Source organism: uncultured Maribacter sp., from assembly GCF_947500985.1.
GTDB lineage: Bacteria > Bacteroidota > Bacteroidia > Flavobacteriales > Flavobacteriaceae > Maribacter.
On record NZ_CANMTX010000001.1, the window covers coordinates 151382 to 177049 of the forward strand.

25 protein-coding genes are annotated in these 25668 nt (G+C 34.2%); 15 read left to right on the plus strand and 10 right to left on the minus strand.

Going from position 1 to position 25668, the window contains the following annotated elements:
• The first annotated feature begins 7 nt into the window (after positions 1-7).
• The 10 genes from hisC to hisIE all read left to right on the plus strand — a co-directional run bounded on the left by hisC (position 8) and on the right by hisIE (position 8080).
• Positions 8-1048, plus strand: coding sequence for a histidinol-phosphate transaminase (gene hisC, locus Q0871_RS00645; protein WP_299317032.1), 1041 nt, complete (start codon positions 8-10; stop codon positions 1046-1048).
• Positions 1049-1065: 17 nt separating this feature from the next.
• On the plus strand, positions 1066-2031 hold the full coding sequence (locus tag Q0871_RS00650) for a DUF2167 domain-containing protein (protein WP_299317033.1): 966 nt from the start codon (positions 1066-1068) through the stop codon (positions 2029-2031).
• Positions 2032-2150: 119 nt separating this feature from the next.
• Positions 2151-3287 carry a bifunctional histidinol-phosphatase/imidazoleglycerol-phosphate dehydratase HisB gene (hisB, locus tag Q0871_RS00655; protein WP_299317034.1) on the plus strand — a complete coding sequence of 379 codons (1137 nt, stop codon included), beginning with the start codon at positions 2151-2153 and terminating at the stop codon, positions 3285-3287.
• A 136-nt stretch (positions 3288-3423) separates the two neighbouring features.
• On the plus strand, positions 3424-4005 hold the full coding sequence (hisH, locus tag Q0871_RS00660) for an imidazole glycerol phosphate synthase subunit HisH (RefSeq protein ID WP_299317035.1): 582 nt from the start codon (positions 3424-3426) through the stop codon (positions 4003-4005).
• Positions 4005-4427: a GNAT family N-acetyltransferase gene (locus Q0871_RS00665; RefSeq protein ID WP_299317036.1), complete on the plus strand. Its 423-nt coding sequence runs from the start codon at positions 4005-4007 to the stop codon at positions 4425-4427. Before hisH ends, Q0871_RS00665 begins: the two co-directional genes overlap by 1 nt.
• 3 nt (positions 4428-4430) lie before the next feature.
• Entirely contained in the window at positions 4431-5195 is a 765-nt protein-coding gene (gene hisA, locus Q0871_RS00670) for a 1-(5-phosphoribosyl)-5-[(5-phosphoribosylamino)methylideneamino]imidazole-4-carboxamide isomerase (RefSeq protein WP_299317037.1), read from the plus strand.
• Positions 5188-5703: a DinB family protein gene (locus Q0871_RS00675; RefSeq protein ID WP_299317038.1), complete on the plus strand. Its 516-nt coding sequence runs from the start codon at positions 5188-5190 to the stop codon at positions 5701-5703. Before hisA ends, Q0871_RS00675 begins: the two co-directional genes overlap by 8 nt.
• 22 nt (positions 5704-5725) lie before the next feature.
• Positions 5726-6481: an imidazole glycerol phosphate synthase subunit HisF gene (hisF, locus tag Q0871_RS00680; RefSeq protein WP_299317039.1), complete on the plus strand. Its 756-nt coding sequence runs from the start codon at positions 5726-5728 to the stop codon at positions 6479-6481.
• A 154-nt stretch (positions 6482-6635) separates the two neighbouring features.
• Positions 6636-7328 (plus strand): aspartate/glutamate racemase family protein, encoded by a 693-nt coding sequence (locus Q0871_RS00685; protein ID WP_299317040.1) that lies wholly within the window; start codon positions 6636-6638, stop codon positions 7326-7328.
• A 143-nt stretch (positions 7329-7471) separates the two neighbouring features.
• Positions 7472-8080 carry a bifunctional phosphoribosyl-AMP cyclohydrolase/phosphoribosyl-ATP diphosphatase HisIE gene (hisIE, locus tag Q0871_RS00690; protein ID WP_299317934.1) on the plus strand — a complete coding sequence of 203 codons (609 nt, stop codon included), beginning with the start codon at positions 7472-7474 and terminating at the stop codon, positions 8078-8080.
• A 46-nt stretch (positions 8081-8126) separates the two neighbouring features.
• Here the strand turns inward: hisIE and Q0871_RS00695 are convergent, their stop codons facing one another.
• The 4 genes from Q0871_RS00695 to Q0871_RS00710 form a co-directional block, all read right to left on the minus strand.
• The gene (locus tag Q0871_RS00695) at positions 8127-8738 is read right to left on the minus strand and encodes a DJ-1/PfpI family protein (protein ID WP_299317041.1); all 612 of its coding nucleotides are present in this window, start codon (positions 8736-8738) and stop codon (positions 8127-8129) included.
• A 239-nt stretch (positions 8739-8977) separates the two neighbouring features.
• Positions 8978-9388: a GNAT family N-acetyltransferase gene (locus Q0871_RS00700; protein ID WP_299317042.1), complete on the minus strand. Its 411-nt coding sequence runs from the start codon at positions 9386-9388 to the stop codon at positions 8978-8980.
• Between the two features lie 43 nt (positions 9389-9431).
• Complete coding sequence (locus Q0871_RS00705) at positions 9432-9626, minus strand: hypothetical protein (RefSeq protein ID WP_299317043.1); 195 nt, start codon at positions 9624-9626, stop codon at positions 9432-9434.
• 353 nt (positions 9627-9979) lie between these two features.
• The gene (locus Q0871_RS00710; RefSeq protein ID WP_299317044.1) at positions 9980-11788 is read right to left on the minus strand and encodes a glycoside hydrolase family 2 protein; all 1809 of its coding nucleotides are present in this window, start codon (positions 11786-11788) and stop codon (positions 9980-9982) included.
• Positions 11789-11981: 193 nt separating this feature from the next.
• Between Q0871_RS00710 and Q0871_RS00715 the strand changes: the two genes are divergently transcribed.
• Together Q0871_RS00715 and Q0871_RS00720 are read left to right on the plus strand one after the other, a co-directional pair.
• Entirely contained in the window at positions 11982-14390 is a 2409-nt protein-coding gene (locus Q0871_RS00715) for a TonB-dependent receptor (RefSeq protein WP_299317045.1), read from the plus strand.
• Positions 14391-14393: 3 nt separating this feature from the next.
• The gene (locus tag Q0871_RS00720; RefSeq protein ID WP_299317046.1) at positions 14394-15239 is read left to right on the plus strand and encodes a DUF4249 family protein; all 846 of its coding nucleotides are present in this window, start codon (positions 14394-14396) and stop codon (positions 15237-15239) included.
• 159 nt (positions 15240-15398) lie between these two features.
• Here Q0871_RS00720 and Q0871_RS00725 read toward each other — a convergent pair whose 3' ends face one another.
• The 4 genes from Q0871_RS00725 to Q0871_RS00740 form a co-directional block, all read right to left on the minus strand.
• Positions 15399-15809 (minus strand): hypothetical protein, encoded by a 411-nt coding sequence (locus tag Q0871_RS00725; RefSeq protein ID WP_299317047.1) that lies wholly within the window; start codon positions 15807-15809, stop codon positions 15399-15401.
• 220 nt (positions 15810-16029) lie between these two features.
• Positions 16030-16848 (minus strand): DUF4393 domain-containing protein, encoded by an 819-nt coding sequence (locus Q0871_RS00730; RefSeq protein ID WP_299317048.1) that lies wholly within the window; start codon positions 16846-16848, stop codon positions 16030-16032.
• Positions 16849-17098: 250 nt separating this feature from the next.
• Complete coding sequence (locus tag Q0871_RS00735) at positions 17099-17800, minus strand: glycohydrolase toxin TNT-related protein (protein WP_299317049.1); 702 nt, start codon at positions 17798-17800, stop codon at positions 17099-17101.
• Between the two features lie 180 nt (positions 17801-17980).
• On the minus strand, positions 17981-18745 hold the full coding sequence (locus Q0871_RS00740) for a DUF1853 family protein (protein ID WP_299317050.1): 765 nt from the start codon (positions 18743-18745) through the stop codon (positions 17981-17983).
• A 484-nt stretch (positions 18746-19229) separates the two neighbouring features.
• On the opposite strand from Q0871_RS00740, the gene Q0871_RS00745 reads away from it, so the two are divergent.
• The 3 genes from Q0871_RS00745 (at position 19230) to Q0871_RS00755 (ending at position 23253) form a co-directional block, all read left to right on the plus strand.
• Complete coding sequence (locus Q0871_RS00745; RefSeq protein ID WP_299317051.1) at positions 19230-20381, plus strand: VWA domain-containing protein; 1152 nt, start codon at positions 19230-19232, stop codon at positions 20379-20381.
• Between the two features lie 15 nt (positions 20382-20396).
• Positions 20397-21866: a magnesium chelatase gene (locus Q0871_RS00750; protein ID WP_299317052.1), complete on the plus strand. Its 1470-nt coding sequence runs from the start codon at positions 20397-20399 to the stop codon at positions 21864-21866.
• Between the two features lie 208 nt (positions 21867-22074).
• Positions 22075-23253, plus strand: a complete 1179-nt coding sequence (locus Q0871_RS00755; protein ID WP_299317053.1) for a Calx-beta domain-containing protein — start codon at positions 22075-22077, stop codon at positions 23251-23253.
• Positions 23254-23353: 100 nt separating this feature from the next.
• Here Q0871_RS00755 and Q0871_RS00760 read toward each other — a convergent pair whose 3' ends face one another.
• Together Q0871_RS00760 and Q0871_RS00765 are read right to left on the minus strand one after the other, a co-directional pair.
• Positions 23354-24850: a HAMP domain-containing sensor histidine kinase gene (locus tag Q0871_RS00760; RefSeq protein WP_299317054.1), complete on the minus strand. Its 1497-nt coding sequence runs from the start codon at positions 24848-24850 to the stop codon at positions 23354-23356.
• Positions 24847-25545, minus strand: a complete 699-nt coding sequence (locus Q0871_RS00765; protein WP_299317055.1) for a response regulator transcription factor — start codon at positions 25543-25545, stop codon at positions 24847-24849. Before Q0871_RS00765 ends, Q0871_RS00760 begins: the two co-directional genes overlap by 4 nt.
• Positions 25546-25668 lie beyond the last annotated feature (123 nt).

Sequence of the window (25668 nt, forward strand, 5' to 3'; positions counted from 1 at the left end):
TGAACTGATGAGTTTCAATTTAGATAATATAACAAGAGAAAACGTAAAGGGCTTGAGTCCGTATTCTTCTGCACGGGACGAATATGTATCCGATGGTTCGACGATGGTTTTCTTAGATGCAAATGAGAATCCGTTTGAAAACGGAGTCAATCGGTATCCTGATCCTCAACAGAGAGGCTTGAAAGCTACATTGGCTGAACAGAAGGGTATAAAGGAAGAAAATATTCTTTTAGGTAATGGTAGCGATGAAGTTTTAGATTTATTGTTCAGGGCTTTCTGTGAGCCTAAACAAGATAATATAATAACGCTTCCACCTACATACGGAATGTATAAGGTGCTTTCAGGGATTAATCTAGTAGAAAATAGAGAGGTATTATTGACTAATGATTTTCAGCCTAATGTTTCTGAAATCAAAAAGGCAATTAATGAGCATACGAAACTGTTGTTCATTTGCTCTCCCAACAATCCTACGGGAAATAGTTTTTCAACATATAGTATTGATGAACTTTTAAATTCTTTTAATGGACTTGTAGTTATCGATGAAGCATATATAGATTTTTCATCTGAAGAAAGCTGGACATCAAAACTTGCAGAGTTTCCGAATCTAATTATTACTCAGACCTTATCAAAGGCATATGGTATGGCAGGTATACGTTTAGGTATTTGTATTGCATCAGCGGAAATTATTGCGGTGGTGAACAAAATTAAACCTCCATATAATGTGAATCAGTTAACACAAGAGAAAGCAACTACTCGTGTGTTAGATTTAAATTCTGTTAAGAACGAGGTAAATGAAATTTTAGCTGAAAGGACAAAATTAGAAGAGGCTTTAAAAACAGTTTCATTTGTAGAAAAAATTTATCCTACAGATGCAAACTTTATTTTGGCAAAAGTTGATGATGCTACGTTTAGGTATAAACAATTATTAGCTAAAGGGGTTGTAGTTAGAAATCGTACTACACAACCATTATGTGAGAATACCCTCCGTTTTACTGTAGGTAGTGCTGTAGAGAATAAAACACTTGCTGAGGCGTTAAAAATGATATAACCTTTAAACCAAAACCAATGAAAAGCAAGTTCATTTATTTTATTACATTATTAGTTACTGTTAGTATAGCTCGTGCTCAAGATATTGAAAGACTAGAATTTATAGCCGACAGTCTTAATCTAAGTGATGAAGAAACAGAGGCGTTGATCAGTTATAAAATGTATTCTGATAGCCTAGAAAATACCTTTACCTATATTTATGATAGGTCTATGCTTAATGGTGATGTTGCCAAAATAATGGTGCCAGAAGGTTATAAGTTTTTAGACAGTGAACAAGCGCAGCGTGTACTTTCTGATATTTGGGGAAACCCAAGAGATGAGTCTGTTATGGGGCTTTTGCTTAAAGAAGATGAAACTCCAGTAGAAACAACTTACGCTATTGAAATATCGTATTCAGAAGATGGATATATTGAGGATGACGATGCACAAGACATGGATTATGATGACTTGTTAAGTGAAATGCAAGATGATGTTAAAGAAGCAAATCCGCAAAGATCTAGTATGGGATACCCGACTGTAGATTTGATAGGTTGGGCAACAAAGCCTTATTATGATTCAGAAAACAAGAAATTATACTGGGCAAAAGAATTACTTTTCGAAGAAGAGGAAACCAGTACTTTAAATTACAATATTAGAGTTTTAGGTCGTAAGGGCTACATGAACCTAAATGTTATTGGTGACATGGACACGCTTGAAGATGTTGAGAATAACTTAGATCCAATTTTAGGAAGTGTATCGTTTAATACAGGTTACAAGTATTCTGAATTTGATCCTGATTTTGATGATGTTGCTGCTTACGGAATAGGGGGTTTAATCGCTGGTAAAATATTGGCTAAAGCCGGATTCTTTGCTTTAATACTTAAATTTTGGAAGTTTATAGCAATAGGCGGAGTAGCGTTATTTGCAGGAGCAAAGAAATTCTTTTTTGGATCTAAAGAACAAACAGCAATTGAAGGTCCTAAAGATGATTCTAAATTGTCTTAGTATTTACTCGATAATCGAGATTTAAATGCTCCGACGCTTGCGTCGAAGTATTAATTTTGTTTTCAATTCAATGCCTCGCGGACTTGTCCCGAGGTTATTTACTATTATATGAAAAAGCAATGAAAAAAAGAGTACTATTTATTGATCGTGATGGAACCATAATCAAAGAAACCGTAGATGAGCAAATAGATGCATTTGAGAAAATGATATTCTATCCAAAGTCATTCACTTTTCTTGGTAAAATTGCCAAAGAACTTGATTATGAGTTGGTGATGATTACCAACCAAGACGGATTGGGAACAGATGTTTTTCCTGAAAACACCTTTTGGCCGGTGCATAATTTCATATTAAAGTCTTTTGAAAATGAAGGCGTCATTTTTGATAAGGTGTTTTTAGATAGAACTTTTCCACATGAAAATGCTGATACTAGAAAACCTGGTACTGGTTTACTGACCGACTATTTTTCTGATGAATATGATTTAGAAAATTCTTATGTAATAGGTGATAGATTAACCGATATGGAATTGGCTAAGAACTTAGGCTCTAAAGGTATTTTCATAAATGATGAGACCAACTTGGGTACGGATGAAATTACGGTAAAACGTGATGAACTAGATAGCCATATTGCTATTGAAAGCAATGATTGGGAGAAGATTTATGAGTTCTTGAAATTGAATGACAGAACGGCTGAAATTCATAGAAAAACTAATGAAACTGATATTGCCATAAAACTGAATCTAGATGGTACTGGTAAAAGTGATATTAAAACCGGATTGGCATTTTTTGACCATATGCTAGATCAATTGGCTCGTCATGGGCAAATGGATCTAATTATAAAGGTAGATGGTGATCTAGAAGTTGATGAACACCATACTATAGAAGATACAGGTATTGCGCTTGGTGAAGTATTTCATATGGCCTTAGGAAATAAATTAGGTATTGAACGATACGGTTTCTGTTTACCTATGGATGATTGTTTAGCGCAATCTGCAATAGATTTTGGTGGCAGAAATTGGTTAGTCTGGGATGCAGACTTTAAGCGTGAAATGGTGGGTGATATGCCTACAGAAATGTTTCATCATTTCTTTAAATCATTCACTGACGGAGCAAAAGCAAACCTAAACATTAAAGCAGAAGGCACCAATGAACATCATAAGATTGAAGCTATTTTTAAGGCTTTTGCAAAGAGCATAAAAATGTCTGTTAAAAGAGACGTTGAAAAAATGGTGTTGCCTAGTACAAAAGGAGTATTATAAAAAGTACAATGTTATAAATACAAGGTGAAAGGAATAGAACAAATTGACCTTTGTTAATAAAATATATGTAAAATGAGAAATAGAAATTGTGGTATAATAAATCGTACTTTAAATTTCTAACCTCGTATCTGAGCTTATGAAAATTGTAATAATAAATTACGGGGCAGGAAATATTCAAAGTATTAAGTTCGCCATTAAAAGGTTAGGCTATGATGCAGTTTTGACTAATGATGTTGAGGAAATCAAAAAAGCCGATAAGGTAATATTCCCAGGAGTAGGTGAGGCGAGTAGTGCCATGCACAAACTTCGTGATAGCGGTTTAGATACACTAATTCCGACTTTAACGCAACCTGTTTTAGGTATTTGCTTAGGTATGCAATTAATGTGTCATTCGTCTGAGGAAGGTAATACTACTGGACTAGGAATTTTTGATGTTGATGTTGTTAAATTTAATAATACGGTAAAAGTTCCACAGATAGGATGGAATCAGATTACAAATTTGAAATCTGAATTATTTAATGGTATTGAAGAAAAAGAGCATATTTATTTAGTGCATAGTTTTTATGCGCCATTGTGTTCTGAAACAATTGCTGAATGTACTTATGGTTTAGATTATAGTGCTGCATTGAGAAAAGATAATTTTTACGGTACTCAGTTTCACCCAGAGAAATCTAGTGATGTGGGAGAAAAGATTTTAGAAAATTTTTTAAAAATGTAATGGAGCAAAATTATTTTATTTCAAAGGATAAAAGTTTATTGAAACTTGAAAAAATTCAACAATTCATAGCTAATTCTTACTGGGGTAATGGTCGAACTTTAGATGAAGTAAAGCTAACTATTGAGAATTCGTATTGTTTTGGAATATATACACCTGAAAATGAACAAATTGGCTTTGCCAGAGTAGTCACCGATTATATTTATTTCGGATATTTTATGGATGTGATTATTCTAGATAAATTTCAAGGTAAGGGTTATGGTAAGATTTTAGTGAAAGCGATGTTAGAAGATACTACCATTAAAAAACTTAAAACATTAGCATTAAAAACTAAAGATGCCCATTTGTTATATGAGCGTTTCGGATTTAATAAAATAGGAGATTCACCATTGTGGATGTCTGTTGATAAACAAATTTTAGATTAAAGAATGAGAATTATTCCTGCTATAGATATCATTGATGGTAAATGTGTCCGCCTTTCTAAGGGAGACTACGATACCAAAAAAATATATAATGAGAACCCGTTAGAGGTAGCTAAAGAATTTGAGGCACACGGTATTAAGCATCTGCATTTGGTGGATTTAGATGGTGCAAAATCTAAACATATCGTCAACCATAAAGTTTTAGAGCAGATTGCCTCGCAAACAGGTTTACAAATTGATTTTGGAGGTGGATTAAAAACTGATGACGATTTACGTATCGCTTTTGAAAGTGGTGCTAAACAAATTACTGGTGGTAGTATTGCAGTAAAAGATCCTAAAACTTTTCTTGGTTGGATAGAAAAGCATGGTGCTGATAAAATAATATTAGGTGCAGATGCTATGGATGAAAAGGTAGCTGTTTCTGGTTGGCTAGAAGAGTCAAAGGAAGAATTGATTCCATTTATACAATCATATCAACAAAAAGGAATTCAATATGTAATTTGCACTGATATTAGTAAGGATGGTATGTTAGAAGGTCCGTCTTTTGATTTATACAAGAAGATAATTGCACAAACAGATGTCAGTCTGAGCGCAGTTGAAGACCAATCTGTGTTACAAATAAAATTAATTGCCAGTGGCGGAATATCAACTTTTGATGAATTACCTAAATTAGCAGAAATGGGTTGTGAAGGCACCATTATCGGTAAAGCTATTTATGAAAATAGAATAAGCTTAAAGCAATTAGAAACATATATTTTAGGTAATGGATAAAGAAGAACGCTTAGTTGAAGAAATTGTTGAAAATGCGATGTACCGTATGGATGAAAGTACACGTATGATCAAGAAAAGTCTTTCTGAAATATCGGAAGAAGAAATTTGGCAGAAACCTAATGCTTCTTTAAACAGTATAGCTAATCTTATTTTACATCTGTGTGGTAATATGACACAATATGTAATTTCTTCTATAGGCGAGATCGATGATAATAGAAATAGAGATGCCGAGTTTTCTGTTAATTCAGGTCTAACAAAAGCAGAGTTATTACATAAGTTGGAAGATACGGTAGATTCCGTAAAACGTGTCATATTTGATTCTACAGCAGATAAGTTGATAAAAGTGAGATCTGTACAAGGAATGTCTTTTTCGGGGGTTGGTGCTATTATGCATGCCGTTGAACATTATTCATACCATATCGGTCAAATTGCTTTTTATGTGAAACTGATTAAAGAAAAGGATTTGGGATTTTATGACGGAGTAGATTTGAATATTAAAAATGAGTAATTAGTACTTAATACTAAGAAATATGCTTGCTAAGAGAATAATACCTTGTTTAGATATCAAAGATGGTAGAACTGTAAAAGGTGTCAATTTCGTTGACTTACGTGATGCAGGTGACCCTGTTGAGTTGGCTGAAATTTATAGTCGCGAGGGTGCCGATGAATTGGTGTTCTTAGATATTTCGGCAACGGAACAGAAAAGAAAGACATTGGCAGATTTAGTGTATCGCGTTGCAGAAAAAGTTAATATTCCGTTTACTGTTGGTGGCGGAATTTCTTCTGTTGAAGATGTAGATATTTTGTTGCATAACGGAGCAGATAAGGTTTCAATAAATTCATCTGCCGTAAAGAATCCGCAGTTGATTAACGATTTGGTTGCCAAATTTGGGTCGCAATGTATTGTTGTTGCTATAGATGCTAAACAGATTGATGGAGAGTGGATAGTGCATTTGGTTGGAGGTAAAGTACCGACCGACAGAAAATTATTTGAATGGGCAAAAGAAGTAGAAGAACGAGGTGCAGGAGAAATTCTCTTTACCTCAATGGATAATGATGGCACTAAAGACGGATTCGCAAATGAAGCATTGGCAAAATTGTCAACGGATTTAAATATACCTATAATTGCTTCTGGCGGTGCAGGTAATAAACAACACTTTACCGATACCTTTATAGATGGTAAAGCAGATGCAGCTTTGGCGGCTAGTGTTTTTCACTTTAAGGAAATAGGTATTCAAGAATTGAAGACTGACTTGAAGAATAACGGTATTCCTGTTCGATTATAATTTACAGTTGGCAGTAACAGTTTTCAGTAGGCAGATTTGATAATCGAAATGTCACTTCGGGTACGCTTAGTGACCGAATTAGAATTGCTAAACTAGGTATTATCCTAAGCGTAGTCGAAGGATTTGGTATACCAAACTTTTTAATAAAAATATAATGAAAAAAATAGGTCTCATTGGAGGAATCACCTGGCAGTCTACTCAATTGTATTATCAATTATTAAATACCAAAGTTGCTAAAATACTTGGCAATCAGAGTTCTTGTGAATGTATTATTGAATCGGTAAATTTTGCAGAGATATCTTCAAAACAAGCAAGTGGAGATTGGGATACTTTACATTCTCAAATGACAGATATTGCCGTTCGTTTAGAAAATGCGGGTGCAGATATCATTCTTATTTGTGCTAATACAATGCACCTTAGTGTTCCTGCGATCAAAGAAAAAATTACAGTGCCTCTTTTGCATATTGCAGAGGTTGCAGGCGAAGCTGTGAAACAAAAAGGTTGTAAGAAGGTATTATTACTTGGAACTAAGTATACAATGGAGCTTGATTTCTATAAAGATATTTTAAAGAACCAATTTGGTATAGAAGTAATGATTCCCGATGAAAAAGACCGCGAGATAGTTCATTCTATTATTTACACGGAGTTAGCCAAAGGTATAATTACTACAGACTCTAAACAACATTATTTAGATATTATAAAAAAGTCTGAAATTCAAGGGGCAGAAGGGGTGATTTTAGGTTGTACCGAAATACCTTTGCTAATTAAGCAAGAAGATTGCGACATTGTGGTTGTTGATACTACAGAAGAACATGCTTTTGCTGCAATAAATTTTGCTCTTGATTAGTGTTGAGTTGGCTATATCAGTTTACGGTTTGTGAGCTTATTAAACGAAATATTATCCTAAGCGCTGTAGAAGGTTTGGTTTAACGATAAGATTATCGCCTTTTAAAAATATGATTAATAGAATTGAAATTGAATAAAAAGAATATGGAGTTTAATACACCTAATTGGAAGAAAATGAGTGACGGTCTAGTACCTGCGATTATACAAGACGCACGTACGAAGAATGTATTGATGCTTGGCTATATGAATGCCGAAGCTTTGAAGAAAACTACTGATAGTGGTAAGGTTACATTTTTTAGTCGTTCTAAGCAGCGTTTATGGACTAAAGGTGAAGAAAGCGGAAACTTTTTGAATTTAGTTTCTATTAAAAATGACTGTGACGATGATTCTCTTTTAATTACTGTAAATCCTGTAGGACCTACATGTCATACCGGTACAGATACCTGTTGGAAAGAAGAAAACAATTCACAATTCGGATTCTTTTCAGAGTTAGAAGATACTATTAAAGAAAGAAGAACTACTGCTGACGATAGCAAATCTTATGTAGCTTCTTTGTTTAAAAAAGGAATAAATAAAATTGCCCAAAAAGTAGGGGAGGAAGCTGTGGAAACTGTTATTGAAGCAATGGATGATAATGATGAGTTGTTCTTGTACGAGAGTGCAGATTTATTATTTCACTACTTAATGCTGTTACAGGCAAAAGGCTTTACACTTAAAGATATTGAAGCTGAATTAATGAAAAGGCAGAAATAGATTTTATAAGTTCAAATGATACGTTAACTGCTTTTGATGAAGTTTATCATTCTGCAGTAAACGTATCATTATCTTTATCTTCGATCCAGTTGTATTCTATTTCCCAAGCTACATTTCTAGCAAAATCTAAACCGTGTCGGTCGGCTAAAAATCCTAAAGCCATATCCATACCTGCACTTACACCTGAAGAGGTATAATAATTTTCGTCTACCTTCCAACGAGCTTCTTTATCCCATTGCACCTTTGGTCCGTTGGTAACGACCCATGCAAATGCACGTTTGTTTGAAGTAGCCTGCCTTTTATCTAAAAGTCCCGACTTTGCTAAAAGGGCACTTCCTGTACAGACGGTCATAACATATGTACTCGAGAGGCTTATATCTTTAATAGAAGTTATTAGCTTATCGTTATTTACTTCTACTCTTGTTCCTAAACCACCAGGAATTAAAAAGGCAAATGGCTTTTTATTGATATCTGCTAGTTTTTCTGTCATTATTGGGACTTGATGTCTATTGGTCACAATACCACCTTCAAGTGAATAGAATTTTAAAGTATATAATTCGGTTAATCGTCCAAATATTTCAGCAGGTCCAAATACATCTAGGGTTTCATAGTTGTCGAAAAGCAAGAATGCAATTTCTTCTTTTTCAGTAGAATTCATTTGGCTGGAATTTTCTTGGGCAGTTACACTTGAACTGAGGATTAATACAACTAATATAGATTTTATAAGCTTAGTAAACATCTGCATAACTGTTATTTAAATAATTACCTAGAAGAAAATTTCGTTCTAAAATAAGATAATTTTTAAATGAATCTGTGGGATTACTTGTTGGTATTGTTTATAACTAGCATTATTATCAATACCATAATAAACCAGCAGGAATTTTCAGAAATAAGGTGTCAAAATATCCGTTCCATGATAACATAATCTAAACCTCCCTTTCTGAAGGTGCTATCTGTGACTACCATTCCAAATTTTTTATAATAATCCATTTTATTTGTTCTGGCATTACACCAAATTCTTTTCAATGATTTCTTACCAGCAACTTGTATAATTTCATTTAGTAGTAAACTGCCATATCCTTTACCTTGGTAATTTTCTAATGTAGCAAATTTTCTAAATTGAGCCTCTTCGTCCTTAATAAATAAGGATACTATTGAAATTAATGTATTATCTAAAAATAGTCCGTAATGTAGACCTTCATTGTCATTATTCAGCTTTACGTAATCTAAAGGTTTAGTTGGCCACATTACCTGATGTCTAATCGGTAATGTTTCTTTGGAAGTTATTTGTATGATTTTTGAGTTCATAATTCTAGCAATGCTACGACCCAAATATACTTATGTATTTGTTTTATTCAAGAACTAAACAATCTTGAACACTACCAATAGATACCCATTTGAACTGTATTGGTGACCACATTTCGTTGTTACTTGATGTCGACGAGTTGTTGTCTTTTATAAAAACTTGGTCGTTTTCGGTAAACACATGTTGTGTTTCTATTACTGCTTGAGAATATACTCTGATAGGTTTCTTTTTTCTACTCATTGTACGTTTTTCTTATATCAGTTTTCGTCGTCCGCAACTATTTACAATGGACTGGAGAATTAATAGTAGTAAGCTGATTAATAGTGGTTTCATTTTTTTTTGATTGACAACCTTAACAATAAATAGTTGAATCAAAAACCGATAATTATTAAGTAAAACCCATAATTCTCAATTTTGTTGTGTAGTAATGATGCTAATTAGTTTTGATTGAGTTGTTTACAGTATACACGCACAGTTATGAATTAACGTATTCTTCTGGAGCGTATACTGAATAACTATAGTTTTAAAAGTATAAAAGCGATTGATTACACTGTAGTAATCAATCGCTTTTATATTCAATGATATCAATATTTTTATTTCTTATCCATATCAAGATAATACTCTTGCAGTGTATAAAAGGCTTTCTTCTTCATGCCCTGTTCAGAGATCAATCCTTTTCTATTGAAATCATCTTGTATTCTACGTAAAGGACGTCTTGATGAACGAAAATCCATCAAAATCCAAGGAGATAAACCTGCCATAAAATCGATATTTTTCATCATTTCAATATTAGATTTAAACAGTTCATCTTGGTATTCTTCTGTCCATCTTTCATTTTTATCACCATGTAAACCGTATAAAGCCCCACCACCGATTTCACTCATGATCATTGGTTTGTTGTAAGCACTTGCCCATTTAATACTACTACATGAATCTACATCCCCATAATACCAACCACAATAATTATTAATACCGATAACATCAACTACTTTACCTAGTGGATCCTCTATTAAATTGCCATCATCGCCTTTACCCTGTGTATCTAATGCAGCAGTAATTAATCTTGTATTATCCAGCTCACGAGCTTTCTCTGCCAAATTGGTGATAAATGATAAACGTGGCTCGCTTTCAGGTGTTTCATTTGCCATAGACCACAGTACTACCGAAGCCCTATTTTTATCGCGAGAGATCATTTCGGTCAATTGATTTTCGGCATTTGAATAGGTATCTTCATTATCGAACTCAATAGTCCAATACACGGGAATTTCTGACCATATTAAAAAGCCCATTTTCTCTGCTTCTTTCACCATTGCCTCGCTATGTGGGTAATGTGCTAATCGTAGAAAATTACAACCTAATTCTTTTGCCCAATTCAATAGTACCTTACATTCTTCAACAGAAACTACACGCCCTGTTTTAAATGCTGCTTCTTCATGAATACTAATACCTTTAAGGAAAGTTTCTTTTCCATTTATAAGTATTTTAGAGCCATCTGTGGTTACCGTTCTAAAGCCAATAAGATCAATAACTTTATCAGTACTTGTTTGAAAAATAACCTCATATAATTTAGGAGAATCTGGGGACCATAAATTGGGTTTAGCATTGATTGTAAAAGAAGCTTTCCCATTTTTTACTGTAGCTTTTACTGTTTTCTTAAGCTCTGGTATTTTAATGCTTACGGCGTCACCATCTGTAGCATTTGCTACTGTCACCCATCCACTGATTGTATTGGTTGTTCCTTTCTCTAATTGAACGGAGTAATCTTCTATATGGGTTTTTGGTACGTTTATTAAGTGAACCGATCTTGTAATACCACCATAATTCCACCAATCTTGATTTACTGTTGGTACATTTTCTTTTTTACGTTTATTATCGACTTTTACAACTACAAAGTTATTGCCTTCTACAAGTTTATCGGTGACATTGAATTGGAACGGAGTGTAACCGCCAACATGTTTGCCTAGCTTTTCACCATTTAAATAAACGATTGCCTCATAATTTACAGCTTCAAAGTATAAAAAGCTTTCTTGATTAGAAGTAGGGGTATAGTTGAAATCTTTCTTGTACCACAATGTACCTTCGTAGTAGTAAAGTTTGTCCATTTGAGTATTCCAATCACCGGGTACATTTAACTGAAGGCTGGTATCGAAATTATATTCTATAAGGTCAGAAGGAGATTGCATTTTTGCATTCTTAAAATACCCTTTATCATACTCTTGTAGTCTATGATTGTAAAATCCGTTTTCTAATGGATCTACGATAATATCCCATTTTCCATTTAATGATGTCTTTTGTCTAGCATCTATATTTTGAAGTAGATTAGCGTATTCGGTTTCTTGAGCAGTAATGGATATGCTGAAAAATATAAAGAAAACTAGCGCAATGTTGTTTAGGTTTTTCATTTGGTAAGCTGAGTTTTAAGTTAGACCTGAAATTTACCGTTTTAATTAAAAAACAGTGCAAATTTTTAAAACAATATGGATTTTAATTCTTGTCTGTCAATGTTAGTATTTTCTTAAATATTCATTTTTGGTGTAACATTTTTAAAAGGATATAGTCATATTGCGGTATTCATCAATCAATTAAACAAACAACATGATTAAAAAAGGAAAGCGTAAAGTGCGCTTAAGGTGGTTTAGCGTCACAAGTATTATTATTTTATTACTTAGTTACACTCCGGTTTTAGCTCAAGAAAACTATACCATAAGTGGTAAAATTTCTGACATTGAAAACGGAGAAACCCTTTTTGGGGCATCGGTGTTTTTAGAGGGAACAACAATTGGTGTAGTAACCAACGAATATGGTTTCTATTCCATTACAGCCCCAAAGGGGGAATATCGCTTACTTATTACTTATATGGGTTATGCCGATATTAAACAAGATGTAAATCTTGATCGAAACCAAAACTTCAATTTTGAAATATCGGAAATATCTACACAGCTAGATGAAGTGGAAGTTACGGCAGAAGAATCTGAGATTGCCGTGTTACGTAAACCAGAAATGAGTGTTCTTAAAATGAACATTGAAACCGTAAAGCAAATGCCAGTGGTTTTGGGGGAAGTTGATATTCTAAAGTCTTTACAGATGTTGCCGGGTGTTACCAACAATGGTGAAGGCACTGGCGGATTTCATGTGCGTGGCGGTGCCGGGGATCAAAACTTGGTGTTGTTAGATGAGGCTATTATTTACAACACATCGCATATGTTCGGGTTTTTCTCTGTGTTTAATGCTGATGCCATAAAGGATGTAAAATTGTATAAAGGTGGTATCCCTGCTAGATATGGTGGTCGTGTTTCTTCGGTTTTAGATGTACGTCAAAAGGATGGGAACAGTAAGCGGTTTGCAGCCACGGGTGGTATAGGTATTATTTCTAGCCGATTGGCTTTAGAAGCTCCTTTATTTAAAGAAAAAGGATCTTTCTTAATTGCCGGTAGAAGTTCATATGCCAATCTATTATTAAAAGCGGCTGGGCAAGATAATAGTGTTGGTTTCTATGACTTAAACCTAAAGACCAATTATAAGATCAATGCAAATAACAGGCTTTTTCTTTCTGGTTATTTTGGAAGGGATTCTTTTGAGCTAGGGGACACTTTCAGTAATTCTTACGGTAATTCTACCGGAAACCTGCGTTGGAATCATATTTTTAACGACAAGCTTTTCTCCAACCTTTCTGCTATTTATAGTAAGTACGATTATAAGTTAGGTCTTACTTTTGCAGAGTTCGACTGGGTTTCTTCTATTACCAATTACAATCTTAAATATGATCTTAAATATTATTTCAGCGATAAATTTAAACTAGATTTTGGCGCAAGCGGAATATATTACCAGTTTGATCCAGGCGAGATAAAACCAACTTCTGAAACTTCGGCTGTAAATCCTTTATTGTTAGATAATAAAAAGGCTGTTGAAAGTGGCCTCTACGTAAATGCAGAACATAAATTGACAGAGAAACTAACGGCCCAATACGGTTTGCGTTATAGTGCCTTTACAAGATTGGGTGGTCAACCCATGACGGAATATGAAAATAACCAACCAGTAGTCTACAATTCAGACTTAGGTATCTATGAGCGCGGTACAGCAATAGGGGAGACGGTTTATGATAATGGAGATGCCATTAAATCTTTTGGAAATTTAGAACCTAGAGCTTCACTAGCCTATACTATTGATGATAATTCTTCATTAAAAGCTGGTTTCTCTAGAGTGGCTCAATACATTCATTTATTATCGAATACTTCTTCCGCAACGCCTTTAGATGTTTGGGCACCCAGCGGACAATATATCGACCCTCAACTATCTAATCAATATGCTTTGGGCTACTTCCGTAATTTTAAGAACAAAGCTTATTCTATGGAAGCTGAAGTGTACTATAAGAACACCGATAATAGAATTGATTATATAGATGGTTCAGACCTTATTGGACAAAATACCATTGAAACCGAAATTTTAACTGGGGAATCTAGAGCATACGGATTAGAGCTATTGTTCCGTAAGAACGAAGGTAAATTCACAGGGTGGATTGCTTACACCCTTTCTAAATCTGAACAAAGAACTCCTGGTGGTACTGCTGGCGGACTAGGTATTAATGATGGCAATTGGTATAATACTCCGTATGATAGAACTCACGATATTTCCATTTCTGGCTCCTATCAATTAAATGACAAATGGAGTTTTGGAACCAATCTTGTTTTTCAAACAGGTAGACCGGTTACATACCCAAATGGTCAATATGAGTATGAAGGTATTTCAGTGGCAAGCTATGCCAATAGAAATTCTGATCGATTACCGGCTTATCATCGTTTAGACCTATCGGTTAATTATAAACCGAATAAAAAACCGAATGCGAAATTAAAAGGAGAATGGGTATTAGGGCTGTACAATGCGTACAACCGTAAAAATGCAGCTTCCATATCATTTGGTCAGAATATAGAAACAGGGGCTAATGAAGCTACCAGAACGGCCATTTTCGGTATTGTGCCATCTATTACTTATAACTTTAAATTTTAATCGATGAAAAACTATATAAAACTATTTCTAGTGGTATTTGCTATATGCATAGTAAGTTGTGAAGATGTTATCGATGTTGATGTACAGACCGATACCATACGCTTAGTGGTAGAAGCTTCTCTAGATTGGGAAAAAGGTACTGCTGGTAATGAGCAAAGTATAACGTTGCGTACATCTACACCATTTTTCGATACCCAAAGTACCGATGTAGTTGGGGCGCAGGTATCGGTAACCAATGATGTTAATGGAGAAGTTTATCTCTTTACGGATCAAAATGATGGAACCTATACAACCACTACATTCAATCCGCAATTAGAAGCTAGTTATACATTAGAAATTATTTATGACGGACAAACATATACTGCAAATGACACCATGAATCCGGTGGCAGATATTATAGATGTATTTCAAGATACAGAAGATGGTTTTGATGATGAAACCATTGAATTGCATATTGTATTTAACGATTTTGAGGCGGAAGGGGATAATTACTTTTTTAAGTATGAAAGACCACAAGATCTTTTACCAATACTAGAATCAGGTGATGATGAATTTATAAACGGTAACGAGGTAGATTGGTGGTTCGAGATAAATGAAGATGATGATGAAGAGGGAGAAATAAAACCATTAGCTCCAGGTGATGTGGTAACCATAAATATGCACAGTATTTCTAGACCCTATTACAATTATATTGATATTGTAATCGATCAACTTGGTGGTGTCGGTCTTTTTGAGTCTACGCCTGTAGCAATAAAAGGTAATTGTATTAACACAACAAATCCAGATAATTACGCACATGGCTATTTTAGGGTTACTCAGAAAAATACGGTAATCTATACGGTAGAGTAGAAAGGGTATTGATATCAAAAGAAAACCAAGCCCTAAAGAATTTAGGGCTTGGTTTTTTAGTCTTAAAAGAGTTTATAGGTTATGTGTCTAGAATAGAATTCTTTTAGATTTGCGAAGACTATGTTTGCTTTTGATTTAGTTCTTTGTTGTAAACAGTTTTTATTTTTTCCAGCCTTTATATGCGATTACTATTCCTATGATTCCGAGTATAATACCGCTCCAAAAATCATTCGACTCTTCATATTCATTTAAGAATACAATTTTGTCCTCGTTTTCATTGGTCAATACGTCCACATTACTTTTTCCAATCATCGTTTCGCAAATTAGCCGATTTCCTTTTTTTACGAAAACCTGTCCATTATATGTCAACTTATAGTATCCACCTCTCTGTCCAAGGTTATCACAATCTTTTGGTGTTTCAAGCACTTTAACAGTTACAATTTTATTCTGCTCAGTTATTCTTTTTTTAACGACTCCATTATTCAGAACAATGACCGCAATAATCAACATAAATAATCCGCCGATTATTAGACCTTTATTTATAATAAATGCTATGATTTTTGATTTCAATAAGGAGATTCTAAATTGTTTATATCGGTTTGGCTATGAACAGTACGGGAGCAAACTAGCGTTTGCTTTCCGCCACGCACATAGCGAAATCTTTTGGTTTTTATTTTTCTTTTTTTGTATCAAAGCGAAATCCCAAAGATTTCGCGGACTTCATAAAAATACGTAAACCTTTGCGTTCAAGCCCGAGGCCCGTATTGTTTACAGGTTGTGTTAGGCACAGTTATTTTTCGATACATGCACTTATAAACAGCTCTCCGAACTCGGTTTTTTCATACATACCTTTTGATTCTTTTCGAGCTCTTTTCAGTTCATTTTGCTCAGTATATTTAGAAAAGACATTTTCTAATAACCCTTTTTGTTCTTCGATGATTTTATCAAACTCTGGTTCTAAGTCCGTATAATAATAGTTTCTTTCCTGTATTAGTCCTAAGGATTCGAGATTATCAAAGTATATTTTGATGTTTTCAGAAAATTTCAAATCTAGTTTAGATTCTAAGCCTGTTTCATTTTTGAAAATAAAAACATACTGCGAACTTGCGTTAGGGTCATTATGGTGTTTAATGGATAATAATGGGACTCCTTGCAAGTTTTTTAAGCTTGCTAAGTACTTTAGTATTATCGCCTCGTCGGGTGATAATCTGTCTATGATTTGAATAAACCCTGGATGTGCTTTATTGATATTTTCTGTTGAGGATGCACTTGCAAGAAGTTTTACAAAAGCATTGCTCAATTCTTCGTTTGAAACGTAGGTGAACCGTTCTAAAATTGGCATAGAAATCTCAGTTGGAACTTCTGTTATTTGTTCGTCAGGAATTTCATCTAATTTGGATTCATATTTTTTTAAATTGTTTTCGAAATATAATCTTGTCCTTTCGTTTGCCCATTTTATAGGCCACAATAAGGTGTTTCCAATGTTGACAATTGTTCCCAAAGCAGTTCCAGCTTTTTTACTCGGCTCACTTAATAAATCATCATATGCTTTTTCAACGACTTTAGATTGTCCAATATTTACCAGCGCATTAATTTTCTGTTCGTCCATAAATAATTCTATTAATTCAAACTTTCTTCGGTGTTACCATAATTGTGCCTAACGTCTCGGCTATGGTTAGTACGGGGATTTAAATCACTGAATTTCCGATTAAGCACTTAGCCAAAACTTTTTATTTTGTTTTATCTTTATTGTTGTAAAGCCAAATCAAAAGATTTGGCGGACTTCGTAAATATACCTAAACTTTGGGTTAAGCAACAAAACCCGTATTAATTATAGCCATTGTTGGGCATAGTATTTTTTATTCCAATTTTGTTTTCTTTATTAGATGTATTCCACCAATTTCATAAGCGACACTAATCGGAATCGGTTTACCTTTTAAATTAAAGCTTCCGTTTTGAAAAGGTGTTATTCTTTCGTCAATTAGGAAAAAATATTCATCCTTATTTGTTAAAACACTTAAATTACTATTCGTCAGTTCTATTTGTTCAAAATACTCAACAATTCCAAGCTTGTTCAGCTCCGGAATTGTCATTTTTTTTGAGTCTATTTCACATACGTGTTTTTCTCCAAGACCAGGCATTCCAAACCAAGGCATTGCTTGTCCAACTTGTAATGAAATTTTTGAGGTATCTTCCTCAAATAGAAAGTGCTTAATTTTATAAGTTTCAAATTCAGGTGGTAAGGATTTTTTAGGAAATGGCTCCTCTGCTTTCCAAAAGAACATAACTTTATTTTGCCAACCTTGGTCATTTGGGTCAGTACAAACTAAATTGTCAGTCCAATAGTGCATATAAAGTTGACTAGCACGTAAAAGAATAGTTGATTTTTCAATACTATCCTTTTGTTCAGTAGTTAAATTTCTGATTATTTTATATCCAGAATTATTGTCTACAGCAACAAATTTATCTCCTTCGTTTAACTGAACCTTTTCTTCTTTTCTACTATCTTTTTGTTCAGTTTTAGAATCCTTTTTCCCGAACAATTTGTCAAATATTCCCATTAATTTATTTCAGTTTGTTTCTCGTTTTGTAATGTCGTTTATATTATGCCCAACAATTGTATATGCACACAATTACACATATATCATCTATAAAAGTAATCTTATTGCCATCAATTTAAAAACAGACCTATCAACAGTTATTAACAGCTGTTATAGATAATCATATTCAGAAATTTAAACTCACCACCACACCACAAAAAACTTTTCATATGTTGTTTTGTTTTTTTGCACCCATACCATCAGTGAACTCTTATGGTCTAAAAGCTCTTGTAGTGCTGGTAATATTTCGGTATGGCTCGACCATGTTACATTAATGTAAGGTTCTAGAACCCATTCACTTTTAGTAGGTATATAGAATTGAAATGAAGAAAATTTAGTTTCCTTAAAATCTTTTAGCCGCAGCCAATAACCAACAATACAATTTGCATTAAATGGGTCTAGTTGTAAATTATCTGCTTTATAAGGTTTAAATAGTTGTGCTTTAAAACAAACCTGTTGTTTAATATTTGTAGTATCTATTTCTTTCTCTAAAAGTACAGAACGTCCAATATTGGTATGTATTAAAGAGAATTGATTGTTTTTTATTTTCTGTAGTTTTTTATAAAAAGCATCACTTCTATTTGGTCCAACTAATTGATGAATTGTGTTCTCAATTGCGGTATCAATCAAGTAGAATTTATAGGTAAGTTCTACATGTATCAATTGTTGTGTGGCTGCCTCTTTAAGTATAAAATCTATTTCTCCAATCGTCTGTTTCCCTTCACGAATAGGCAAATTATGCAATAACACTTCATATTCATCACTGGCATCTAAAAGTTGCTTACATACATATTCCATCTGATGCCCCAACCGCAATTTCTCTGGAATAGCTATCGGAGTAATCTCATTCAAGTCCACCTCAGGAAATTCAAATTGCGCCACGCCAAACTGAATACCTTTCCACATAGGTGCAGTGGATAAAAAGCTTTTGAGCTGTTTGATAGTTGTTTGTTCTTTGTTAATAATGTTTAGTTATTGGTTGTTCGTTGTCAGTTGTCAGTTGTCGGTTGATGGTACTTATTATTCGTTGTTTGTAAATAGTATTGCTGAATACCGGTGACTGAGCGTAGCCGAAGTTACTTTAATTAAACGTCATTGCGAGCACAGCGAAGCAATCTGTGGCTTTGGAACACGAAACAAACAGATTGCTTCGTAGCTAAAAAGCTCCTCGCAAAGACGAACTTGAAAACGCCTTGCGCACAACGCTGCAAGCCATGCGCCAAGCATATAAGAAATTGCGTCTTGCGCTCAGCACAAAACGAACAACCATCAACCAACAACGAGCAACGGACAACGGACAACCAATAACCAACAACCAAAAGATTAAACAACAACGTTAACATTTCCCAAAAGGCGTGGGCATCCAACGTAAAAGTGTTAATTTTATACTATGGCTATGAATATAAGAAAGGGGTTCCGCTTTGAAACTTATGAAGCACCCGAACAATCAGTTTTTGATAGGCTGTTCGATATTTTCCAAGAGCTTATTACACACACTTCTGGAGATTTTGACGAAGCTATTGATTGGTTACGAGAATTAGACAAGGAGTATGAACTTACTACTGAAGACTATACCATTGAAGACTTTATTGAGGATTTAAAGGCTAAGGGATACATACGCGAAGAGTTTAAAGATGGCGGTGGCGACGCACAAGATGGGGAAGAAGGTTCTGGTGGTGGAGATATCTCCATTACCGCAAAGATGGAACGTATAATTCGTCAGCGTGCATTAGACCAAATTTTTGGTAAACTTAAAAGAAGTGGTGCAGGTAATCATAAAACAGGTAAATCTGGACAAGGAGATGAGCATACGGGCGACTTAAGAGAATACCGTTATGGCGATGGTCTAGAAAACATATCTATGACAGAGAGTATTAAAAATGCTCAGATTAATCATGGTATGGGTAGTTTTCAATTGAGTGAAGATGACCTTGTTGTTGAAGATACGCAGCATAAAGCACAGATGAGTACGATACTTATGATCGATATTAGCCATAGTATGATTTTATATGGTGAGGATCGTATTACTCCTGCTAAAAAAGTAGCTATGGCATTGGCGGAACTAATTACTACTAGATATCCAAAAGATACTTTAGATATTTTAGTATTTGGTAATGATGCCTGGCCTATACCTATTAAAGATTTACCGTATTTAAAAGTTGGTCCGTATCATACCAATACAGTTGCTGGTCTGCAATTGGCGATGGATATGCTCCGTAGAAAACGTAATACCAATAAGCAGATATTTATGATCACCGATGGTAAGCCAAGTTGTCTTCGCATGCCAGACGGTACATATTATAAGAATAGTGTTGGTTTGGATGATTTTATTGTGGAGAAATGCTATAATATGGCGAGACAGGCTCGTAAACTTCATATACCGATTACAACATTTATGATTGCTCAAGATCCTTACTTAATGCAATTTATCCGCTATTTTACTGAGGCTAATAAAGGCAAGGCATTCTTTACCGGATTAAAAGGTTTAGGAGAAATGATTTTTGAAGATTACGAAGCAAATAGAAAAAAAAGATTGAAATAAGACTAAGAAAATTTTATGAAATTAGATTATAAAAAAATACATACACTAGGGGATTTAAAAGCTGCCGGATACGAAACCAAAAGTGTAAAAGATGAGTTAAGAGACAATCTTATCGAGAAAATTAAAAAAGGTGAAGATGCTTTTCCTGGAGTATGGGGTTATGAAGATACTGTAATTCCTGAATTGGAGCGTGCTATTCTTTCTCGCCACAATATTAATTTATTGGGACTTCGTGGTCAGGCAAAAACACGTTTGGCGCATTTAATGGTAAATCTGTTAGATGAATACATACCCGTTGTAGAAGGTTCTGAAATTAATGACGATCCTATGAAACCGATGTCTAGATATGCCATGGAGCTCATCAAAGAAAAAGGCGATGATACTCCTGTTACTTGGATGCATAAAGATGAACGTTTTGCTGAAAAATTGGCTACGCCCGATGTTACCGTGGCAGATTTAATTGGAGATGTAGACCCCATTAAAGCAGCAAATCTGAAATTATCATATGCAGATGACAGAGTGATTCATTTCGGAATGATACCTCGTGCCAACCGTTGTATTTTTGTAATTAACGAACTACCAGATTTACAGGCACGTATACAAGTATCTTTATTCAATATATTGGAAGAAGGAGATATTCAAATTCGCGGATTCAAATTGAGGTTGCCTTTGGATATTCAGTTCGTATTTACAGCAAACCCAGAAGATTATACTAATAGAGGTAGTATCGTTACTCCGCTGAAAGATAGAATTGGTTCGCAGATTTTAACGCATTACCCAGATGATATTGAAATTGCTAGAAAAATTACAGAACAAGAAGCGAAGTTAGATTCACGCCAAACAGATGCTGTATATGTGCCAGATTTAGCAAAAGACTTGCTTGAACAAATCATTTTCGAAGCTCGTAAAAGTGAGTATGTAGATGCTAAAAGTGGTGTAAGTGCTCGTACCAGTATTACTGCTTTTGAAAACTTATTAAGTACAGCTGAGCTTAGGTCATTGTTAAATGGCGGAGATCATACTATGGTCCGCTTAAGTGATTTCTTAGGAATCATTCCTGCAATTACAGGTAAGATAGAATTGGTATACGAAGGAGAGCAGGAGGGGGCAGACGGCGTAGCAGCTATATTAATAGATGATGCCGTGAAATCTTTATTCCCAGAATATTTTCCAAAAATCAATAAACTAGAACGTAAAGATGAAGAAACCGTTTATGACGAATTGTTACATTGGTTCTTTCAAGGAGAAGGAATTGAGCTAATGGACGATTTTACCGATGAAGAATATAAACGTGCTTTAGATAGCATACCAGCTTTAAATCAGTTATTAAAAGACCATCAACCAGATTATGATGTTAAGGATGTTTATTTCTTAAAAGAGCTCTTACTCTGGGGACTTGTTTCCTACAAAAAATTGAATAAACAGCGATTTACTGATGGGTTTGAATTTAAAGACCTCTATAGTAGTTTTTTAAAAGATATTTAGTAAAAAAGCCCTTTCATTATGGAAAGGGCTTTTTTTATTGTTTTAAATGTAAATATTTAAAGATTTGTTATATTTTGATTTCCAGGTAGTTAATCATGTTTTGTAAGATTATTCTAGCAAGCAATTTTTATTATCGTTTTCGCTTATAAATGTATTAACATACCTTTAACTCAAACATTATATATAATCATTGATTATTATGAACATTATGAGAAAACCCCTGATGTATTTATCAGTTGCTGCTTTGTTATTTTCGTGTACTAAAACGGAAGAAGTAGAAGTAGAAAGAATTGTAGAAACGGAAGTAGAAGTAGAGAAAATAGTTGAAGTGCCAACGGCAATCGATTTATCTCAAGTTTCTCTTGCATCAAGTGCATCGATGACAACAGAATCTGATGCACAAACTATTGTTATCTCTGCTGCAATTGAAACCGCACAAGAAGAAGATGTAACAATTAAATTAAATTTTGCAGGTTCTGCAGCATTAGATTCAGATTACTCTGTCAGTTCAAGCTCAATTACCGTTGCTGCTGGTGAACTTACTGGAACAACAGAACTTACTATTATATCTGATGGTTTGTTTGAAAGCGGTATAGAGAATATTGTAATCAGTTTAGCAGAATTATCTAATACTATTACACCTAGTGCGGACAGTAGTATATTACAGATAGATATTACAGATGGTGAAGCAATAATAGGTTTTGAATCTTCGTCTATCACTATTGATGAGAGTTCATTTTATACTCTATTCTTCGTATTAAGTAAAGCTTTGAATGAAGATATTGTAGTGTATTATAGCGGCGAAACTTCAAATGACAGATATGGTTTAAGTGGTGATGGCGAGTTGATTATCCCAGCAGGTCAAACAACAAGGTCAATAACTATTGATGCAAATGATAGTCGTATTACTAATTCAGGAGAGAATACGGTTTCAGTTTCTATTGATGCAGTAGAAAACGATGATGTTGTTATTGGGTCTAATAGTTCTATAGCAATTACAACTAACGAAATTAGCGAAGGATTACAAATTACAAGTACTTGGACAACTCAAGATGATTTATTTGATTTAAGGGTTTATAATTCAGCAGGAGTATCTCAAGCATCTACGCTTACTGGCACTAATGGTTCTGAAGAGCTATTCATAAATAAATTAGATTTTTCTCCATTAGAAAATGGAACCTATACTATAGAATTGATTGCTTTTGACTTTGATGGTTCAACTTCAGAAACAGTAACTTTCAGTTTCCTTGATGAAAATGGTGGTACTTATGATGGACCTTATACATTTGTTGCAAACAATGCACCTGCAAATGATAGAATACCAGTTTTTGAATTAGCAGTATTAGATGGCGTGTATACTATTACACAAACCAGCGTTTCTAATTAAGAATGTTGTTTTAGATAGTTTTATATAACATAACTATATTATAAAAAAAGCCCTATCCAATTTTGGATAGGGCTTTCTCTTTTTCATAGCAATATTAAAATTATTGTAATTGATAAGCAGGCAGTTTAAATATGAAAGAACTTCCTTCATAGGGTTTGCTTAAAACGACGATGGTGGTATCATGTAAATCCATTATTTTTTTGACGATTGCCAAACCAAGACCTAAGCCTCTTTTCTTAGTATTTTTATCTACTTGTTTATATCTGTCAAATATAAATGGTTGATCTTTTAGAGGTATTCCGTCACCGGTATCAGTAATATTAATTTCAATTTGTTTGCCCATCTTTACTAGGCTTAACGTAACCTTGCCATTAGGTTCTGTATACTTAATAGCGTTTTCTATTAAATTCTGTAATGCTCTTTCTACCAAACCTATATCTGCATAAACCATACAGTTTTCTTCAGGGTTCTCTAATTGTAACTGTATTTGTTTCTGCTCAGCCAAAAGTTTGAATTTAGCGATTAAATCATGAGATAGTTCTGTAATTGAAAATGGCTCTTTGATAGGGGTTACTTGTTCTGCCTCTAATTTTGAATATTCAAATAGCTGGTTTATTAGACTTGAGAGCTTGTCTATGTTATTATGGGTAATTTGCAAATATTCTTCTTTTTGAAGCTCTGTAAGCGAGTCTTTCTTAATCTGTAGTGTTTCAATATACCCTTTTAAAACAGCCAATGGCGTACGTAAATCGTGAGAAACATTTGCAATTAATTCTCTACGTAGATTATCTACAGATTTCATTTTATCCATGTTATCTACAATGGTATCTGCCATTTCATTAAAAGACAAGGCAACCACTTCAATATCTGATTGTTCAGGATTCTCTATTCTAATACCTAAATCACCTTCTTGAAATTTGCGTACTGTCTGGGTAATTAATCTAAGATTTTTAGTCAAGAACCAAATACTTAGTATTCCGATCAATGCAGAAAAAAGCATGGTCAGTATTATAGCACCGATACTTAGTTTGATAAAATATGTCCCGAAAAGGCTATCGCTTATTAATGCTAATTCTTTACCTGCTACTATAATATAAATAAAGCCTTCATGACCCTCAACAGAAAATGGTGCAGCAGAAAAGATGTTTTGCGATTCAGGATTCAGTGGGTCATCACCTAAAATAAAATCTTCTCCGTTTGATTCTATGAATTTATGAATTGGTTCTAGAGATACCGATTTCATAGGCTCATTGTCATTGTGTTCTAAAACTACAGAATATAGAATGTCACCAGATTTGTCTAGAAGATAGACCTCGATACCACGATTTACCGCCATCATATCATGCATAAGATCTCCAAAAAGAGCTTTGTTAACAGTACCATCTTCTAAAAACGGCGCGGCATTTTGAAACTTTTCTTGAATTACATGATTTGCCACATTCGCATTTATACGTTGGGTAATAGCTTGGTTATAATTCAAAGTTAAGTAGCCTGTAATAAAAATATATGAGGCTCCCATCAGTACAATTAGAAATATGAAAGCTACCCATAGTTTCTTTACTAATTTCGGAGTAAGGGTTTTACCGTTATCTATCATGCCATTATCTCTTCATTAAATTTATAACCAACGCCCCAAGTTGTCAATATGTAATTTGGGTTTGCCATATCAGATTCTATTTTGGCTCGTAATCTGTTGATATGAGAATTTACAGTGTGTTCGTAGCCCTCAAAATTGTATCCCCATATAATATTCAATAGCTCAGTTCTGGTATAGTTTCTACCAGGATTAGATGCCATCAATACTAAAAGTTCAAATTCTTTTGGTGACAGCTCTATTTTATAATCCCCTAGAACTACTTTACGTTTATCAATATCAATTTTAAGACCTTCTGCCAGTATAATTGAAGTGTCTTCTTGCTTCTCTTCAATTTTATTAGATCTACGAAGTACCGCTTTAATTCTAGCCAAAAGTTCTCTAATGCTAAAGGGCTTTGTCATGTAATCATCTGCACCTATCTCTAAGCCTAAGACGCGATCTATCTCTTCAGATTTAGCGGTTAACATAATTACAGGTGTATTTTTAGTAGCACGTAGGTTTCTACAGATCTCAACTCCATCTAAGCCGGGTAGTGTCAAGTCTAGTAAAATTAACTCATAATTATTCTCTAAGGCTAGTCGTAGTCCTTCATTGCCTTCCATTGCCATAGTAGTTTCATAACTGACATCTGAAAGATGAAGCTCTAATAGTTTAATGATTTCAGGATCATCCTCAATAATTAATATACGTTTCATAGTGGATTACGAATTAATAAAAAAAGTATCACAGAAAAATCACATTTAAAGAAAAACAGCTTGTACAGGGTGATTTTGCTTCATAATAGGTCGCATAATATTCTGATAATTACATGAACATTA